Raw genomic sequence first — 18,996 nt, 5'->3', positions numbered from 1 at the left:
ATAAAGAGAGAAGAGGCAGGAGGAGAACAGATGAGTACTACTATTAAAGTGATTGTGTTTGATTTAGACGGTACATTGTATGAAGACACACACCATTTTGCTTACTATGCCAAACGAATTGAAGAAAAGTTAAGCGAGGACAAAAGAGAGAAATTTCGAAGTGACTATGAAGCCGTTCTTTCTGGACATCACCCGTTAAAAATCGGAAGTGTATATGACGTTCAAAGGGATTTAATCCTCTTGGTACGTGATGGCGTGGTAAAAGAAGCATACCATTGGGATGGAACAAAATTAACCGCTAACGAGATACAAACGATATATCCTAACAAAATTACTGTTAACCTAGACAATATGTTCAGTATCGGTGATCTATGGTGGGTTCCAAGCTCGATTGGACGTCATTATGGCTTAAACAATGAAGATACTTATCAGGCATTTCTCGAAACGAGGAAGTATATGATGAGTCCGCAGTTTCAGATGAAGCCAATTAACGGATTATTAGAAACATTAACAGAAATTCGAGACGATATCAAATTAGTGCTAATGACGAACAGTCCGAAGCCGGATAGCGAAGTGATACTCGAAAAATTAGGTTTATCCATGTGTTTTCATAAAAAAATATTTGAAGCAGGGAAACCGGTAAAAACAGCCGAGAGATTTGAATGGATTGCTAGAATATATGCTGTTCGCTTTGACGAAATCATGAGTGTAGGGGATAACTTGTTGAATGACATTATCCCGGCACGCAACCTTGGGTGTAAAACAATCTATATCGACTCCCATAAAATCGGAAATGAAGAAAGTGCCGATATCGTTGTTGACAAACTGAAAGACAGCTTAGAAGTTTTACGAAAATTAGCCAATCCATTACATTAAAGCGAAAAAATCTAAAGGTTCTAATGGTGCTTATTGAGACAGCATATTAAGTTCAAAACAAACTATGTTCTAAATGAACAAAATAAAAATATAAAAAGTAATTAAAGATATTATTAATACAATGTTCATAAAATTGTTGAAATAGAAGTAAAATTAAGTTATGATTGTTAAAAAAGTTACATACTAACCGGTTAGTACAATTATTTTGGGTATCGTTATAATAGGATAATAGGGGGAAGGATATGACCCATATTACTTATGTGACAGTGCGGTTTTGTGAGACAGATGCGCTTGGGCATGTGAATAATACAAGTTATTTTGTATACTTAGAGGATGCACGCATACAGTTTTTTAAAGAATTAAGGGCTGAAACAAATATTGCAAAATGGTGTTTTATCGTCGCTTCTACGAAGTGTGATTTTCTAAATCAAGCCTATTTCGATCAATGTATTAAAATTGAAACAAACATCTCAAAGATTGGAAACAAGAGTTTTCAAATGGTCCATCGCATGAGTGATGCGAAAACAGGTACACTTATCGCTCTTGGAGAAGCAACGATTGTTTATTTTAATTTTCAACTACAAAAGAGCGAACCAATACCGAAACATTTGCGTGAGAAATTACTCTACTATGTTTCTCATCATTCAGAACAAATGAAATAGAACTATTATTAACAAAGAAAAGGACAATACCATAGAACTTCTACGAGTGAAAGCAGAAAAAATATAATGTACTTTCAGCTTAATGCTTTGCTTCATTCATCATGTTATACTCCATTAAAACCGTAATCTTCTATAGGGATTGCGGTTTTTTTATTTAACATTTTGGGGAAAATCACATACTTTATGGATAGAAGACTAGATGAAAGGGCCGTTCATATGGACATCAAGGTACGCATTGGTCAAGCCGCTTTTACATTTCGGGGAGCATTAGAATCCCATTTTCAACGATTCCGAGAACAAACGATCGGGATTCATCATCATTTTGATTCACCATTTGGCAAACAGCGAATGATCTACGCTGATTGGACAGCGAGTGGGCGTCTATACGCACCGATTGAGAAAAAATTAAGCGAGGAAATCGGGCCATTTGTAGCGAATACACATACAGAGTCGAATATAACAGGAACAAAGATGACATTGGCTTACAAGAAAGCAAAGGAAATGATTAAACATCATGTAAATGCCAATACCGATGACGTTATTATTATGACCGATTCAGGGACAACGGGAGCCATCAATAAGCTTCAGCGCATTTTAGGAATACGAATCGCTGAACAGCTAAAGAATAGGCTATCCTTTTCTCATGAAGAGCGTCCGATTATCTTTGTTACTCATATGGAGCATCACTCGAACATTCTTTCTTGGATGGAAACGATTGGTGATGTCGTAACGATTCGACCAACGAACAACGGAGATGTAGATATGGGACATTTAAAACAGCTATTAAATCAATATCGTCACCGAAAAGTGAAAATCGGTGCATTTACTGCATGTTCTAATGTAACAGGAATTCAAACGCCGTATCATCAGTTGGCGAAAATTATGCATGAGCACGGTGGAGTTTGTTTTGTTGATTTTGCCGCGTCAGCTCCATACACAGCCATTAATATGCACCCGGATGACCCTCTTGAAAAATTAGACGGAATCTTCTTTTCACCGCATAAATTTTTAGGCGGACCAGGAAGTGCCGGTGTTTTAATATTTGATTCACGATTATATCAAAACAACGTCCCGGATCATCCAGGAGGCGGAACCGTTCTTTGGACCAATCCTTGGGGAGAGTATCAGTATATTTCGGATATTGAATCCCGTGAGGACGGGGGGACACCACCGTTTTTACAAACGATCAAAGCAGCACTAGCGATTAAGTTAAAAGAACAAATGGGTGTGGAAAACATAATAGAGCGGGAAAAAGAGATGGTTTCGATTTTATTGTCAAACTTAAAAACGATTCCTCATGTACACATTTTAGAGGGGCATCGTGAAGATCGGCTTGGGATTGTTTCTTTCACTATCGAAGGGATTCATTATAATTTAGCGGTTAAATTGCTAAACGACCGATTTGGTATTCAAGTACGGGGAGGGTGCTCTTGTGCTGGGCCGTATGGTCATTACTTATTGAAAATTGACAAGCAGAAGTCAAAACAAATAACGCAACAAATTCAACAAGGCAATTTTCTCCATAAACCGGGATGGATCCGCGTGTCACTTCATCCAATTATGACAAATGAAGAGATATATGAAATTGTCCGTGCAATCCGTTATATTACGCTATACAAAGATGAATGGAAAAAAGATTATATATATAGTAAAGAGAAAAACGAGTTTTACCATCTGAAAGATAATAAAGACATTCGTCAATTATTTGAGATTTAACAATTTCATTTTGTTTCCATTTATGAAAAACAGCAGGTAAAATAAGTAGCAAATCAATAAAAAAAGGAAAGATGAAGAATATGAATGATATATATGAGTTATTTATTCGTACAGAACGAGAACAGGAATTATACGAAAAAGCAAAACAACTAGCAGACCGTTTTCGAAAGCGGGCTCATCTATATGACGAGAAAGCTGCTTTTCCGTTTGAAAATTTCGAAGAACTAAAGAAGGCGAAGTTTCTTTCGCTGACCATTCCTAAAAAATACGGCGGACAGGAAATTTCTCTCTATGAATTTCTGTTAGTGCAAGAAACCATTGCTCAAGGAGACGCAGCAACTGCTTTATCGCTCGGCTGGCATTTAGGAATTATTATGAATATCGCCCAAGAAAGAAAATGGAAAGAATCTGTTTTTTCACAGGTATGTAAAGAAATTATTCAATACCAATATGTAATAAATAGCGCTCAATCAGAAAAAGCAACAGGAAGTCCCGCACGTGGAGGAAAACCGGAAACGACAGCGAAAAAGCGTAATGGCAATTGGATGATTAATGGACGAAAAACGTATACATCGATGGCTCCGGCACTTGATTATTTTATCGTTTCCGCAACGATAATGGAAACGGGAGAGGTAGCCGATTTTCTTATTCCGAGGTTAACGAAAGGAATTAAAATAGAAGAAACGTGGGACACACTCGGAATGAGAGGAACAAGAAGTGATGATTTAATACTCGAAGATGTCGAAGTGCCGGAAGAAGCGCTCGTAGAAATGAAATCACAAAAGAAAAAAGGGAACCCTCAAGGATGGTTACTGCATATTCCCGCTTGCTATATCGGCATTGCCATTGCTGCGCGAAATGAAGCGATTCATTTTGCACAAACGTATCAGCCAAACAGTTTATCCCATCCGATTAAAGAGTTGCCAGAGGTGCGAAGAAAGATAGCGGAAATTGACATCGAACTCATGACAGCCCGGCATTTTATGTATTCGGTCGCCGAAAAATGGGATCAGTATCCAGATAAACATCTACATATGGGGCCGGAACTTGCTGCTGTCAAATATGTAGCAACGAATACGGCTGTTAAAATTGTGGACCAAGCGATGCGCATTGTCGGAGGACAAAGTTTATTTACCTCTAGTCCACTGCAAAGATTTTATCGTGATGTAAGAGCAGGGCTTCATAATCCACCCGCTGATGATATCACTCTATCTCTGCTCGCTCAGCGGGCATTTTCTCGTGAGTAAATTTACTAAATAAGTAGATTTGAAAACATCATGTGATTAGCGTTAATGATATTAAACCGTTTAGACCAACTCTCGTCTCATATACGCTCGTAATGGACAGATTAAGAGAGAAGAAGAGGTATTATTTATGATTTTGTCTAATGCATGAGATATTGCTGGTGCTAAGAAACTTTGGGTTCTGTAAAGTGTGGATGAATCGAACGGGAGAAATAATGGATGAGTTAGGGATTCTTGAATATATGGTGGGCGCGCCTTTTTTTCATTTTGCGGCAAGCCCACCAATCTGTTTTACAATATTACAATCGCTGTTGCTTCATAAACTGTGGAAGCTGAAAGCATTGCTTTAATACATCAGCATTTACGTACTTTGTATCATTTGGTATTGACTTGCTTTCTGAAAGAGAAAGCGGGATTTTTGAGCCGATTGTAAAACTCCATAGTCCACCAGGGTAAGTAGGTACCGTTGCAGTATAAACAGTAGAATATGGGAACAATTTATTAATGTTCGCACGAGTTTGTTTTAGCACGTCCATATGGAAAATCGGAGATTGGCTTTGACAAACCATCAAACCATCATCTTTTAGCGCGCGATAAACGTTGCTATAAAATTCATATGAAAACAGTTCTTTCGCTGGACCAACAGGATCGGAAGAGTCGATAATAATCACATCGTATGTGTTCGCATGTTCTTTAATAAACGCTACGCCGTCTGTGTATATAAATTTCACACGAGGATCGGAAAGATTTCCGGATACATCTGTGAGATGTTCTTTACATACCTTTACAACCATCTCGTCAATTTCAACCATATGAATTTCTTCAATCTCTTTATATTTCGCAACCTCACGAGCTGCTCCACAGTCACCACCGCCGATAATTAGTACCTTTTTTGGTGATGGATGAAATTGAAGCGGAACGTGTGAAATCATTTCATTATAAATGTGACCGTCAATAGAAGTCGTTTGAACAACTCCATCAAGAACGAGCATTCTGCCGAAATCATAAGAATCAAGAATCATTACATGTTGAAACGGTGATTGGTCCGAGAAAATGACGTCTTTGATGCGATAGCTAATCTTTAGATTTTCACGCTCGTCCTCTGTTAACCAAAGTTCACCATTTTCGTTTTTAATATAAGGTGGTAATTGCTTTGGTACGTTATTCATTTTTGCCTCCTTTGAAAGTCATATTTTTGTAACACCTTTCTAATATTAATATATTTTGTCGAATGTGACAAACTAAGTATTACATTTTTGACGAAATTTGTCGTGTGTTTTAATGATTAGGTAACGAAAAACGTTTTTGTTCTAGTATGTCAAAAAGATTCAAAAATATAAAAAGCATCTAACTTAAACATAGTTAGATGCTTTTGTTCATATCTAAAGCCGTAGTGAATAATTTTTTCAGATCATCTTTATTCTGAAGTAAATCCGCTAACGTATAGGAATCAAGCACTTTTAAAAATGCTTGCAGCGCCTCGTGAAAAATGTGTTTTAGATGACAAACGGGAGTCACGATACAATTGTTTCCACGCCCCCCAAAGCATTCAACGAGCGATAAATTATCCTCTGTTTGGCGAACAACCCATCCGATATTAATCTCGCTAGGCGACTTTGCTAAACGGATGCCACCATTTCGTCCACGAATTGTTTCGATCAAACCGATCTTTCCTAACTCGTACACAATCTTGCTTAAATGGTTTTCGGAAATCAAAAACGTTTGTGAAATTTCTTTGATACTTGTTTTTTCACCCTCCTCAAGCGCGCCTAAATAAAGGAGCACTCGCAATGAGAAGTCTGTATATGTTGTTAAGTGCATCACTTTCACACCTTTATCATAGTTTCTTCACTTATTCTAACATGAATTAGAAAAATCATAAAAACATAGAATTGTGAACAATTTTTTAAAGATGTATTTTATATATTGCTTTTATAAAAAAATCATGATTGAATAAAGATGTAAATGAAATACATCTTTTAAAAAAGAGGGGATATAGACGATGAGTGTTACGAAACCATTATTAAGTGAAAAAACGATTGAAATTATTAAGTCAACAGTTCCGGTGTTAGAGCAATACGGAGAACAAATAACAAAACATTTCTATAAAACGATGCTTTCGAATCATCCAGAATTGTTAAACATTTTTAATCACACGAATCAAAAACAAGGTCGACAACAAAAAGCGCTAGCTGCTGGGGTTTATGCCGCTGCGAAGCACATTGATCAACTTGAGGTGATTCTGCCAGTCGTCACACAAATAGCCCATAAACACCGTAGCATAGGTATCAAACCTGAACATTATCCGATTGTCGGAAAATATTTATTAATGGCGATTAAAGATGTACTAGGTGATGCGGCGACCGATGAAATCATCGAAGCTTGGAAAGAAGCGTATGGAGTTCTTGCTGACGTCTTTATTCAAGTGGAAGCTCAATTGTATAAAGAAGCAGAAGAAGCAGAAGGAGGCTGGAAAGATTTCCGCAAGTTCGTTGTCAAGAAAAAGGTGAAAGAAAGCGACGTCATTACTTCGTTTTACTTAGTACCGGAAGACGGGAATGCTATTGCGGAGTTTAGTCCGGGACAATATGTAAGTATCAAAGTGAAGATTCCAGGAGAGCCATATACGCATATTCGTCAATATAGTATGTCAGATGCACCGGGTAAAGAATATTATCGCATTAGTGTAAAACGAGAAGCAGCAACCGAACAAAAGCCGGCAGGAATCGTGTCGAACTACTTACATGATCATATACAAGAAGGAGATATTCTTGAGTTAAGTGTTCCAGCGGGTGACTTTACGTTAACGATGACAGATGATATCCCAGTCGTTCTTATTAGCGGTGGAGTTGGCATTACGCCAATGTTAAGCATGTTAAATACACTTGCTGAACGTCAACCAAAACGAAAAGTGACGTTCATCCATGCCGCGATTAACGGTAACGTCCATGCGTTCCATAAGCATGTAAGCCAATTAGCTAAAGAAAATGAAAATATTTCGTATTATGTGTGCTATCAATCTCCTTCTGAAGAAGACCGTCAAAAACAGCACTTTGTGAAGGAAGGATTCATTGATTTAGAATGGATTCAATCAGTTGTCCAAGACAAAAACGCTCAATTTTATTTCTGTGGCCCTATTCCGTTTATGAAGACAGTTTATCATGCTTTAAAAGAATGGGGTGTGCCAGAAGAGAGAATTCATTATGAATTTTTTGGACCAGCTGGTGATTTAACAAAATAATATAACGGAAAAGGCTGACCGGATAAGTGTCTGACCTCACGCGCAATCCACAATATGATAGTATGTACTATATATTATGGTTGTGGGGTCTGATACTTTACTTTTTGGTCAGCCGCTTTTTTATTGCTCGATTTGCTCGAGTTCTTTTTTAATTTGTTCTTTGTTGAGAGCGTCACCGATAATGACTAAATTCGTCGGTACATTCATGATTTCTTTCATATAAATCGGCATACCGTAAGAATATTGAAATGAGTACAATCCGTCTAAGTGATTGAACCGCACATATCCTTTCATACGGTAAATGGTGTCTGGAAGGTTTCGCAGCCATTCTTCAAACTTCTCCATATCCACAGGACGTGTAAAAGTATGAACATATGTTTGAATACGTAACTGTTGCTGAAGCTGTGCTTGTTTATGTGGCTCTTTCGTTACAAGTTTCAACTTTTGAATGTCTTCCAAATTCACTTGCGCATAGGTCGTTAAAATAGTGAGTGCCTGCGGATTAAGTGACTGAATCTCAAAAGAAACAGAGGCTTGATCCCGTTCGCTTAAATCATCTATTTTATTGATAAGAATGACATCAGCATGGCGAATTTGCTCTTTTAAAAGGACTTGCAGCTGTGGGCTTAATTGTTGACGATCTTTCCATCGTTTTGCATCTACTAAACTAATAATGCCGCGAACATCCACTTTATCTGCAAACAATGGTGATAAGCATGCATCGAGCACTTCAACTGGATGAGCGACACCTGTTGTTTCAATATAGATGGCATCAAGTGCATATTCTTGTAAGAGAGAATGAAGTTGTACTTCAAACTGATCTTGAATGGTACAGCAAACACATCCATTTAACAACTCTTTGAGGGGTATATCGTCTGAAACAGTATCTGAATCAATAGATACGCTGCCCACTTCATTCATCACTACGGCCATTTTTCGGTTTTTCTCTTGTTCTTGCTTCAGAATATTGCGTAATAGCGTTGTTTTCCCGCTTCCGAGAAAGCCTGATAATATGTAGACTTCGACGTTGGACATACTTTTCTCCTTTCTACTCTATATTCATTACGCTTAATAATAGAACGAAACACTTTAAAAGAGCAAGATTTACATACCTTATTTTCATTTCCCGACTAAAGAGTTGTTTTTTTGCCTCCATCTAAGATTTGCGTTATGATGGAAGAAAAGAGGTCAGTGAGGTGAAATGGATGGAACATACAGATAAACAGTACGAGTTAGCAACATTTGCCGGCGGTTGTTTTTGGTGCATGGTTTCGCCATTCGAAGAACAGCCAGGGATTATTAAAGTTGTATCCGGATATACAGGTGGTCATAAAGAAAACCCAACATATGAGGAAGTATGCTCACACACTACTGGACACTATGAGGCTGTACAAATCACCTTTGATCCGAATGTATTCCCTTATAAAAAACTTTTAGATATTTATTGGCGGCAAATCGACCCAACGGATGAGGGCGGGCAATTTCACGATCGCGGTGAATCGTATCGAACGGCCATTTTTTATCATAATGAGGAACAACGCCGCTTAGCGGAACAATCTAAGCGTGAATTAGAAGAAAGCGGGCGCTTTTCTAAACCGATTGTTACACAAATTTTACCAGCTTCAACATTTTATCCAGCCGAAGAATATCATCAAAATTATCATAAAAAAAATCCGCTTCGCTATAAGCTGTATCGAATCGGTTCAGGACGCGATGCATTTCTTAAAAAACATTGGTTTGACAAAGAACGTGATGAAGAACTCCGCAAAAAACTAACACCTCTTCAGTATGAGGTTACACAACGAAATGGTACTGAGCCGCCATTTAACAATTTGTATTGGAATAATAAGCGAGAAGGAATTTATGTGGATATTGTCTCTGGTGAACCATTATTTAGTTCATTAGATCAATTCGATTCTGGCTGCGGTTGGCCAAGTTTTACAAAACCGCTCCATCCAGAAAATATTAAAACGGAATTAGACTTAAGCCATGGAATGATTCGCACTGAAGTTCGTAGCCGCGAAGCCGATTCTCATTTGGGACATGTATTTAACGATGGACCGGATCCAACAGGGTTAAGATATTGTATTAATTCTGCGGCGTTACGATTTATTCCAAAGGAAGAACTGGAAAAGGAAGGATACGGACAATATTTATCTTTATTCGAAAAAGACAAATAAAAGAGGTTGTCTCAAAAGCAAAAGGGCAGACCCCCGCAACCACAATCGTAGTGTATTACACTTACATGATTGATGCGTGAGGTCTGACCCTTATGAGACGACCTCTTTTTATTGCATCGGTCATTGATTATGGTATTATAGATGATAAATTATTAGAAATTTCTATTTATGGAGGGATATGGGGAATGAGTCATTTCCGAGAACATCGTCTGCGAACATTTTTAGAGAAATATAAAGACCGAGCCCGTTTATTAATATCGTGTCCTGATAAACCTGGCATCGTCGCCGCTGTAACAACATTTTTATATAATCAAGGAGCAAATATCGTTGAATCGAGTCAATATTCAACAGATCCAGAAGGCGGTACATTTTTCTTGCGGATTGAATTTGATTGTCCTGAGATGATATCGAGAAAAGGCGAGATGGAAAAAGCTTTTGAATCCATCGCTAAGCAGTTTCATATGAACTGGCGTTTTAGTTTACATAGTGAATTAAAAAAGATTGCTATTTTTGTTTCTAAGGAAGAGCATTGTTTATTAGAATTACTTTGGGAATGGCAGGCAGGTGAATTGCTTGCTGATTTAGCGTTAGTCATTAGCAATCATGAACATACACGAGACAGTGTGGAAGCGCTTGGTATCCCATACTACTATATTCCTGTCACAAAGGAAAATAAAATAGAAGCGGAACAAAAGCAAATATCTTTATTGAAAGAGTATGAAGTTGACACCATTGTGCTTGCTCGCTATATGCAAATATTATCATCAGATTTCGTAGCGGAATTTCCTTCGCAGATTATTAATATTCACCATTCGTTTCTTCCGGCGTTTGTCGGTGCAAAACCGTATGAACGCGCGTATGAGCGTGGCGTCAAATTGATTGGAGCAACATCGCATTATGTAACAGACGAGCTAGACGAAGGCCCCATTATTGAACAAGATGTAGCAAGGGTTGATCATAAGCATCACCCAGAAGATTTAAAGCGAATCGGTCGCATTATCGAGAAAACGGTACTTTCTCGAGCCTTGAAATGGCATCTTGAAGATCGGGTTCTCATTCACCAAAATAAAACCATCGTCTTCCGATAAAGTTGTTTCTTTTCTACGGTAATTTTGTGAAGCAACAAAAGACCTTGACGGAGTGAAGCGAATCTCTACTCAGAGATTAGGAATAACAGAAAAGGAATTTGATATAAAAGATATATTGTACTGGAGATAACCTATGAAAATCTTCCTTCCACAAAGGAGGATCTTTTAATAGGAGTTGAGGAAATAATAAAAGGGGAACTAAGATTTATAATAAGATTTGTGAGGATTAAATGAAAAAGAAAATCATACTGTTATTATTGCTTACTTTGTCTATTTTATCGTTATCAGCGTGTAATAATGATAAAAATGAAATTAATAATAGTCCATTATATGACGGGAAGAAATTAACTATCGGTGTTGTTGGTAAGGCTCCAAAAGTTCGAGAGCAAAATATTGTTTTTAAAGGTATGGAATTAAAAGATTTAACTCAAGATAATCTATCTTCAAAATATAATGCGGTCTTTATTATGAAAGAACATTTATCTGAAGCTGCTAAAGCACCTTATGCTAAAATCTACAAAAATTCTGGTATTCCATTTTTCTTTATTGAGTCAAAAAAATCTTATGTACCTTTCGTCGATGAGGAAACGGATTATGAAGATTTTCCTGATACAAAATCAGGAGATTATGCCGCTGGATATTACCAATCTGGCGAGAATGGAACAATATTGGGGATATGGCCTTTATAACAATACAGTCAACGAAGTAAACATTTTGGATGTTTTCTCAAGAATTTTTAAGACCATTGAAACCATTGATAATCAAAAGTAAATCTAAAAGGAAAACGCTTGGGTGGCCAAGCGTTTTTTTGTGCTAATTTTAGTGTTATTTTGAGTGAGATTTAATAGACAAATAAGTATGCGTTTTATCGTTTTCCCTCCCAAAACAGAACCCGTTAGCGCGATACGGGTGTTTTCTTCTTTTATATATGCGTTTGTCATATGTTTACTAAACGAAAAAATTCAGTTGTTCCTGAACATTATTATTTGTCCAGAGTTGTTGAGAAAGATCAACAAAATTTGTGACATCACCTGATATTTTTCTATAATAATATTGTTAGTTTATAGTAAGAGAGGAATGTATATGCAGGAGCAGTTCGTTGAGTTTTTGCAGCAATATCGAGCATTTGCTTTTTGGATTAGTGTGGCTGCTAATATCCTCATTAGCATTTTTGGTGTCATCCCAAGCGTTTTCCTTACAGCTGCTAACTTAATCGTATTTGGATTTTGGGAAGGTACCTTCATCTCTTTTATCGGTGAAGCAGTCGGTGCCGCTATTGCTTTTTTAGTGTATCGCAAAGGGTTTCAACGCGTTTTCGAAAATAAACTATCCGATTATCCAAGTAAAACCGCTTTTAGATACCAAAGGAAAAAAAGCATTTTTACTCATTCTCTTGTTAAGGATCATGCCGTTGATTCCGTCTGGCATCGTAACGTTTGCAGCTGCGATTAGTCAAGTCTCGCTTGCTTTGTTTGTTACAGCGAGTACAATTGGCAAAGCTCCTGCACTATTATTAGAAGTCTATTCCGTGAACGAAATGACGCAATGGACAACGAATGGTAAAGTCATTTTAGGTTTATGTTCTGTTTTCTTACTTGTAATAAGTCTAAAAAATGGAAATAATTATATTTAAACTTTATTAATAACACTATGTTCTAAATTAAAAATGAATAGAATGAAACAATATATCTATAAGTAAAGAAGGATTTTAACTATTTCCCTTGAATGATTACAATATAATAATTTGCAGCTTTACATGAAAGGGAGGGTTTCTATTTCCATGGGAGATAAACGAACTCCAAGCGGCTTTCTTTTAAAACAACGCGCTTTTTTGAAGTTGTATTTAATAACGCTAACTGAACAAGAGCGTTTATATGGACTAAAAATATTAGACGTGCTTCGCCAAGAATTTAAACCGTTTGGTTACAGGCCCAATCATTCAGAAGTATATAAGGCCCTTCATGATTTAATTGAAGATGGTATTTTAAAACAAGTGAAAATGAAAAAAGAAGGAATGAAATATCAGGAAGTCGTATATTATCGTTTTACGGAAGATGGATATAAAAAAGCACAATTGTATAAAAAACAATTAAAGGCGGAGTTAGACCGCTGCGATGCGTTAATTCGGAAAGCGATAAAAGACAACTTTGGATAATTTCTTCATTTTCGGTATCATCGATAAGTGATTATGGTATTCGTTTACTTACCGTTAAGGGTATGTATTTTATCGTGAGTTTGAAGAAAAAGAGTACACCGACGTGATATATGATCATCAAATTAAAAATCAGCTAAAACGCATTGAAGGCCAAATGCGTGGTGTGTTAAACAAGTGTAAAGATGTAGTAACCTAATTATCTACTCATGATTGCTGTGATGGTTAAACTTAGAACATTGTGTTTGTCAAGAAATAGAAAAAGGAGATCATGAAAGCGAAAAGTTAATTGAAGAAGCGGTGAATTGATTAGTAAAAAATCGACAATAGATGCGAAATCATTTCGCATCTATTATATATAAATTTACATAATATTTTTATGGTTTCCTTATTGATTGTTTACTTTTGCACAAACTTTCTCATTTTAGTAGAATACTGATGTATGATTGATGATGAAGAAGAAATAGAAAGGATTAGCGATATGTCAACAGAAATGATTCATTTACATCTTCCAGAGGAGATCAAACATACATTAGAAGCTCGAAAACAACAATTTTCCAATGACGAAGATTCTAGGCTCATTGGTAAAGGTGGCTATACGCCATCTGACGATTCAGTATTATTTGACGCAATTGTCGCGCTTTCTTTAGGGAAAAATGTCTTATTAAAAGGTCCGACAGGTTCAGGAAAAACAAAATTAGCCGAAACATTGTCAGCTATTTTTGGGCAACCAATGCATAGTATCAACTGTTCGGTTGACTTGGATGCGGAAGCTTTACTTGGCTTTAAAACTATTCAAGAGCGTGCAGGGAAAACAACGATTGAGTTTATTCCAGGTCCCGTGATTCAAGCAATGACAAAAGGGCACTTATTATATATTGACGAAATTAACATGGCAAAACCTGAGACATTACCAATCTTGAACGGTGTACTTGACTATCGAAAAATGATTACAAATCCATTTACAGGTGAAGTCGTCAAGGCAAAAGGGACATTTGGAGTGATTGCCGCTATTAATGAAGGATATGTTGGAACAGTGCCGTTGAACGAAGCGTTGAAAAATCGTTTTATTGTTATTGAAGTACCATATATTCAAGGTGAAACATTAAAAACCGTATTACAAACACAAAGTAAATTAAAAGACACTGTACTTATTGATAAATTTGTAACGTTATCAGCTGATTTGATCACTCAGGTGAAAAATGGGCAAATTTCCGAAGAAGCTGCTTCGATTCGCGCCCTTATTGATACGTGCGATTTAGCGGTTTATTTACCTCCGCTCCGTGCGATTCAACGAGGAATTATTGAAAAGCTGGAAGACGAGCGAGAAAAGGCAGCGATTCAAAACATTGCCGAAACGCTCTTTGAGTGAGGGTTCATAAGATGCATCGATTTATTCAATTTAATGATAAAAAAATTGATTCGTTCCTTTTTATGCAGCTTTCTGATTTGGCGAAAACGTTGGCGAAAAACGAAGAATGGGAAGTTGAATTCGGCTATCAATCTTATGTCGACATCGTTCATCGCAAATTATTCGTCAGCCATTTTTGGGACAATCGTCCACTCGAGGATAAAGTAAACGGAATGAAAAGCGATGTGTTTCTTCGCTCAATCGGCAGTTTGTATCACACTGATTTCAAAGAAGTTGTTCGGTTCATTGAACGAATTAAAACAACATCTGTCCCTAGCTTTTCTAAACAACTATTTATGCTGGCGGAAGATGTCCGGCTTGAAGAAATTTGTAAAAAAGAGCGGCCAGGAACGAAGAAAGCATTTTCCATTCGCCGGAAAGTCTACCGTCGTTACTTTAAAAGTCAATTAAACTTCAATCTTGTCAAAGCCGTCCATACTGACGCATTGTTTAATACGATTTATCTTTTGTTAACCGCTGATTCACCGCTGGAAGATGTATTGCCTATCAGCGAAAAGATTGACTTAGCAATGCCGTTTATACGCAACATGCTTACAAGATTTTTTGAAACAAAATCAACAAAAGATGTTGCGGAAATCGTTCTTGAAATGATAGAAGTGTTAGATGAAATATTAGAAAACGATATGCTTAACACCTATTTCCACCTTCCGGAAAACGTTTATGAACAAGAAGAACGTGGTCTTACAATTGATGATTTAAAACGAAAAGATCCGCTAAAAAATTGTGATGTATTAGATAAGAAGAAAGATGGCGACGAAGACATTCATGATGATGTATTACCGACGTGGAATCGTGAAACGAGCGACATGACAAAAAGTTTTCTGCAGTTTGACTTAGAACAAGGCTCGCAAACAGATTTGCTGGGGGAAGGAGTACGCGAAGGGGAAGCAGGAGATCAGGCGCTAGCGCTTGTCCAAGGCTCAGCGCAAAAAAGTTCACGCAAAGACTATTCAAAACTAGAAGCGTTGGAACAAAAGCGGGATATTCGTGAAGGACATCTCTCTCATGATTATGGAAAAGAAAATAAATATGCTTTTCCAATATTTATTTCCCCAACTTTCCCTTCCAGTGCAGACGTGGTGCAATACGAACAAAACAAAACAATAGTAGCACCATATCAAAAGAAATTAAAACAAATGATTGAAAAAACGTTGGAACATAAGAAAACGCTGCCTCGGAGCGATTTACATTTTGGACGTTTGAACAAAAAATTGCTCCGTTTATTGACTGACGAGAACCCAAGGCTATTTTATAAGAAGCATCAACCGTCAACACAAATTGATGCTGTCTTTTCTCTTTTAGTCGACTGTTCTGCTTCGATGTATGATAAAATGGAGCAAACGAAATTAGGAATTACTTTATTTCATGAAGCGTTAAAATCTGTTTCCGTACCGCATCAAATTGTCGGGTTTTGGGAAGACACCAACGAGGCGACAGAAACAAAACAACCGAACTATTTTCAAACCGTCATTTCTTTTGACCGCTCGCTGAAAAAAACAAGCGGACCGGAAATTATGCAGTTGGAGCCTGAAGAAGATAATCGTGATGGGTTTGCTATCCGTGTGTTGACAGAACAAATGCTCAAGCGAACAGAAAAACAAAAGTTTTTGCTCATCTTTTCTGATGGAGAGCCAGCGGCATTCGGCTATGAACAAAATGGGATTGTTGACACGCACGAAGCGGTGATTGAGGCAAGAAAACTGGGAATCGAAGTGATCAATGTCTTTTTAGCCAATGGTGAAATTGATGAAGGTCAAAAGAAAACGATTCAAAATATTTATGGCAAATACAGTATTCTCGTTCCTGATATTGCAGAACTCCCCGACGTTCTATTCCCGCTTTTAAAGAAGCTCCTCTATAAAAGTTTATAACAACTAATATATATGAAAGCGGCTTTCAACAGCCGCTTTTTAATCCTTTATAAAAAGTTAACATAATTGTAACAGTTTCTATAAAATATTGATACAGTTATATGATATAATGATTTTGTCTTAAAAAATAAAGATTTTAAAAGGAGGGAATGTATGAAACAATATTTATTTTCTTTTAAAACAGATTATCCAAAACATCTAGCATGGAAGGAGACTATTCTTGCTAGAGGCATGATGGAAGCATTTTTAAAAGCGAAACAACTTGTTAAACAATACGCAAAAGAAAAAGGCGGCCTCATTCGTGTTGAGTATATTGGTGTGCGCTATAAATAATTAGTGGAAGGATGATACAGTGCTTTTTCTGCTACTGAAACAGTTACAATAAATGTGCAGCAATTCACCCATGAACACACCCTTGGGAATTGCTGCACATTTTTTTGCGCACGTTTTCCTCCGTTTTGAATAGTCTGATGTGAACTTCTAGTAAAGGAGCGGGAATATGATAGAATTACCGGTTAAGATTCGTGCGGAACATGTAAAAACAAATCGTTTAGAGCTTTATTATCCCGTTATTTATGGGCTGAAAAATTCAGAAGTACAAAGAAAAATCAATTATGACATTTTAACAACGGTACAGCAATTAATAATCAATCAAGGTTTTTATGAAAATCCAATGACAACGATGACAGGGACATTTGAACTGAAATCAAATGAGAAAGGAGTATTAAGTGTAACAATTGAAAATTACGCTTATTCAGGCGGGGCACATGGTTTAACAATTTTAAAAGGATTGACATTTGATATAAAAACCGGAAAAAAGTATTCGCTTCACGAACTGTTCAAACCGAACAGCAATTACACATCCATACTATCCGAGGAGGTAAAACAACAAATTAAAGAGCGGGATATGTTGCTGCTTAGTGAATTTAAGGGAGTCTCACCACAGCAAGATTACTATATAGCTGATAAAGCGCTTGTGCTGTTTTTTCAGTTGTATGACTTAACTGCCTACGTATTCGGATTTCCTTATTTTCCGATTTCGGTCTATAATATACAAAATATTGTGGATGAAGAATCACCGTTAGGCAAAATGCTCTCATAAAGATTATTCAATTTTAACGTGAACTTTTTGTACAGCATTGTAACCATATCCTTTCCGATTCCACATGGCAGCAAATGGCTGAGTTCGGCCGCTTGAATCGGTTGCTTTAGCCAAAATGATATATTCGCCTTTTTCATAGGCTTCCCATACAAACGACCATTGAGTCCAGGCGTAAGGTTCATCATGTTGAGAGGCTAATGTTGCTTCTTTCCATGTTTCACCGTTGTCAACGCTAATTTCTACTTGCGTAATAACTCCATTTCCTGTCCAAGCAATTCCTTCAATGACAATCGTTCCTGTATCATGTATAGAAAAATCAAGCGGAAATTGAATGAGAGAATTTACATTGATCGTTGTTACGGGTTTTTTATTAGCATCGCTGTTTTTATGTGGATAGTATATATAATCAACTGCTTGAAATGGGCCGGTAAATGGTTGGTCAATCACGATAATTTGTTGCAGCCATTTGACCGAAGCCATTGCATACCACCCAGGAACGATTAATCGCAGCGGATAGCCGTGTTTAAACGGAATTGGCTGACCATTGCATTCATAAGCAATCATCGTATCGGGATGCAGCGCTTTTGCAATAGGCAAACTTCTTGCGTAATAGAAAACACCAACCGTATCTGTACGTCTACCACAATCAGCACCAATAAATACAACTTCTTTAGCATCTTTTTGTAGACAGGCTTTTGACAAAATATCCTTTAGCGGAACACCTTTCCATTCAGCCTGGCTCATTGCACCACCTTTCCATTGCTCACCAAACACTTTCGGTATAAATTTATCCCGCTGATTACCCGCGCATTCTAGTGGAATAACGAAAGATTTGGACGGCATCAATTTTAATTGTTCAAGGTGAAAATAAGAAGGGTGATGAACCAATCCGTAGATCGTTAAATAATACAGATTCGGAAGAAGGAAAGGGTAAGAGAAATGATTACGGCGATAAAAATACGGAAGAGGAAAAATTTTCTGACTACGTAAAAAATGAATAGGAGATTCCTGATTTTCTGGAACAAGCGTCTTTGTCGTTAAATACGGATGTATTTCCAAAGAATTTCACTCCTTAAAAAGATGAATTTAGTAGAATATATGAGTTCAAAAAAAGTTGTTATTACATTTGAATCATTTGGATCCGATTAAAAATCCCGCACTAAGCTTGTCCAGTATAAATATAGAAATAAATTTATGTATCAGAGCGACTTTAAGATTGACTTTGTTTCAAATTCTTTTTTGTCTCACTATTTGAAGTTTACTTTTTTAATGAGACAATTTACATTTCCTTATTTATAACTTCCTATAATTTATATTATGTAAACTAAAATCCAGAAAATATAAAAGTAGTTATTCGCTACTTAACTTCCCTTTCTTTAATTTTTTAAAATTCTTCACTGAGAATGATTTGTCACGTTTTATCCATGTATAA

19 protein-coding genes and 1 pseudogene are annotated in these 18,996 nt (G+C 36.9%); 16 read left to right on the top strand and 4 right to left on the bottom strand.

The annotated features are described in order from the left end of the window. Window positions 1–30: 30 nt before the first annotated feature. The 4 genes from HNQ85_RS12555 (at window position 31) to HNQ85_RS12540 (ending at window position 4,501) form a co-directional block, all read left to right on the top strand. Window positions 31–876, top strand: a complete 846-nt coding sequence (locus tag HNQ85_RS12555) for an HAD family hydrolase (RefSeq protein ID WP_181538065.1) — start codon at window positions 31–33, stop codon at window positions 874–876. 242 nt (window positions 877–1,118) lie between these two features. After that, window positions 1,119–1,538 carry an acyl-CoA thioesterase gene (locus tag HNQ85_RS12550; protein WP_181538064.1) on the top strand — a complete coding sequence of 140 codons (420 nt, stop codon included), beginning with the start codon at window positions 1,119–1,121 and terminating at the stop codon, window positions 1,536–1,538. Between the two features lie 216 nt (window positions 1,539–1,754). Continuing rightward, on the top strand, window positions 1,755–3,254 hold the full coding sequence (locus HNQ85_RS12545; protein ID WP_181538208.1) for an aminotransferase class V-fold PLP-dependent enzyme: 1,500 nt from the start codon (window positions 1,755–1,757) through the stop codon (window positions 3,252–3,254). A gap of 80 nt (window positions 3,255–3,334) precedes the next feature. After that, window positions 3,335–4,501, top strand: a complete 1,167-nt coding sequence (locus HNQ85_RS12540; protein ID WP_181538063.1) for an acyl-CoA dehydrogenase family protein — start codon at window positions 3,335–3,337, stop codon at window positions 4,499–4,501. A gap of 296 nt (window positions 4,502–4,797) precedes the next feature. Here the strand turns inward: HNQ85_RS12540 and speE are convergent, their stop codons facing one another. Beyond that, on the bottom strand, window positions 4,798–5,667 hold the full coding sequence (gene speE / locus HNQ85_RS12535) for a polyamine aminopropyltransferase (protein ID WP_181538062.1): 870 nt from the start codon (window positions 5,665–5,667) through the stop codon (window positions 4,798–4,800). A gap of 193 nt (window positions 5,668–5,860) precedes the next feature. Beyond that, entirely contained in the window at window positions 5,861–6,319 is a 459-nt protein-coding gene (locus HNQ85_RS12530; RefSeq protein ID WP_181538061.1) for an Rrf2 family transcriptional regulator, read from the bottom strand. A gap of 181 nt (window positions 6,320–6,500) precedes the next feature. Here HNQ85_RS12530 and hmpA point away from each other — a divergent pair, with 181 nt between their 5' ends. After that, complete coding sequence (gene hmpA / locus HNQ85_RS12525; RefSeq protein WP_181538060.1) at window positions 6,501–7,739, top strand: NO-inducible flavohemoprotein; 1,239 nt, start codon at window positions 6,501–6,503, stop codon at window positions 7,737–7,739. A gap of 120 nt (window positions 7,740–7,859) precedes the next feature. Here hmpA and HNQ85_RS12520 read toward each other — a convergent pair whose 3' ends face one another. Beyond that, complete coding sequence (locus HNQ85_RS12520) at window positions 7,860–8,774, bottom strand: CobW family GTP-binding protein (RefSeq protein WP_181538059.1); 915 nt, start codon at window positions 8,772–8,774, stop codon at window positions 7,860–7,862. A 170-nt stretch (window positions 8,775–8,944) separates the two neighbouring features. Here HNQ85_RS12520 and msrA point away from each other — a divergent pair, with 170 nt between their 5' ends. The 11 genes and pseudogenes from msrA (at window position 8,945) to HNQ85_RS12475 (ending at window position 17,564) form a co-directional block, all read left to right on the top strand. Further along, window positions 8,945–9,919, top strand: a complete 975-nt coding sequence (msrA, locus tag HNQ85_RS12515; protein ID WP_181538207.1) for a peptide-methionine (S)-S-oxide reductase MsrA — start codon at window positions 8,945–8,947, stop codon at window positions 9,917–9,919. Between the two features lie 185 nt (window positions 9,920–10,104). Next, entirely contained in the window at window positions 10,105–11,007 is a 903-nt protein-coding gene (gene purU / locus HNQ85_RS12510) for a formyltetrahydrofolate deformylase (protein ID WP_181538206.1), read from the top strand. Between the two features lie 230 nt (window positions 11,008–11,237). Continuing rightward, window positions 11,238–11,696 (top strand): hypothetical protein, encoded by a 459-nt coding sequence (locus HNQ85_RS12505; protein ID WP_181538058.1) that lies wholly within the window; start codon window positions 11,238–11,240, stop codon window positions 11,694–11,696. A 394-nt stretch (window positions 11,697–12,090) separates the two neighbouring features. Further along, window positions 12,091–12,459, top strand: coding sequence for a TVP38/TMEM64 family protein (locus tag HNQ85_RS12500; RefSeq protein ID WP_343046510.1), 369 nt, complete (start codon window positions 12,091–12,093; stop codon window positions 12,457–12,459). Then, entirely contained in the window at window positions 12,413–12,640 is a 228-nt protein-coding gene (locus HNQ85_RS17960; protein ID WP_343046509.1) for a TVP38/TMEM64 family protein, read from the top strand. Before HNQ85_RS12500 ends, HNQ85_RS17960 begins: the two co-directional genes overlap by 47 nt. Window positions 12,641–12,787: 147 nt before the next feature. Then, complete coding sequence (locus tag HNQ85_RS12495) at window positions 12,788–13,162, top strand: helix-turn-helix transcriptional regulator (protein WP_181538057.1); 375 nt, start codon at window positions 12,788–12,790, stop codon at window positions 13,160–13,162. 103 nt (window positions 13,163–13,265) lie between these two features. Continuing rightward, window positions 13,266–13,355: pseudogene (locus HNQ85_RS18080) on the top strand (metal-sensitive transcriptional regulator); the annotation flags it as partial. Window positions 13,356–13,640: 285 nt separating this feature from the next. After that, a complete protein-coding gene (locus HNQ85_RS12490) occupies window positions 13,641–14,531 on the top strand; it encodes an ATP-binding protein (RefSeq protein ID WP_181538205.1) in 891 nt (296 codons plus the stop codon). 11 nt (window positions 14,532–14,542) lie between these two features. Further along, window positions 14,543–16,462 (top strand): vWA domain-containing protein, encoded by a 1,920-nt coding sequence (locus HNQ85_RS12485; protein ID WP_181538056.1) that lies wholly within the window; start codon window positions 14,543–14,545, stop codon window positions 16,460–16,462. A gap of 153 nt (window positions 16,463–16,615) precedes the next feature. Further along, window positions 16,616–16,795 carry a hypothetical protein gene (locus tag HNQ85_RS12480; RefSeq protein WP_181538055.1) on the top strand — a complete coding sequence of 60 codons (180 nt, stop codon included), beginning with the start codon at window positions 16,616–16,618 and terminating at the stop codon, window positions 16,793–16,795. 166 nt (window positions 16,796–16,961) lie between these two features. Further along, entirely contained in the window at window positions 16,962–17,564 is a 603-nt protein-coding gene (locus HNQ85_RS12475) for a DUF3298 and DUF4163 domain-containing protein (RefSeq protein ID WP_181538054.1), read from the top strand. A 3-nt stretch (window positions 17,565–17,567) separates the two neighbouring features. Here HNQ85_RS12475 and HNQ85_RS12470 read toward each other — a convergent pair whose 3' ends face one another. Beyond that, on the bottom strand, window positions 17,568–18,623 hold the full coding sequence (locus HNQ85_RS12470) for a sulfite oxidase (RefSeq protein WP_181538053.1): 1,056 nt from the start codon (window positions 18,621–18,623) through the stop codon (window positions 17,568–17,570). Window positions 18,624–18,996: the final 373 nt, after the last annotated feature.

This window comes from [Anoxybacillus] calidus, from assembly GCF_013760845.1.
GTDB classification, from domain to species: domain Bacteria; phylum Bacillota; class Bacilli; order Bacillales; family Anoxybacillaceae; genus Paranoxybacillus; species Paranoxybacillus calidus.
Note: the sequence above shows the minus strand (reverse complement) of the source record. Positions and strands in the feature narration are given on the sequence as shown.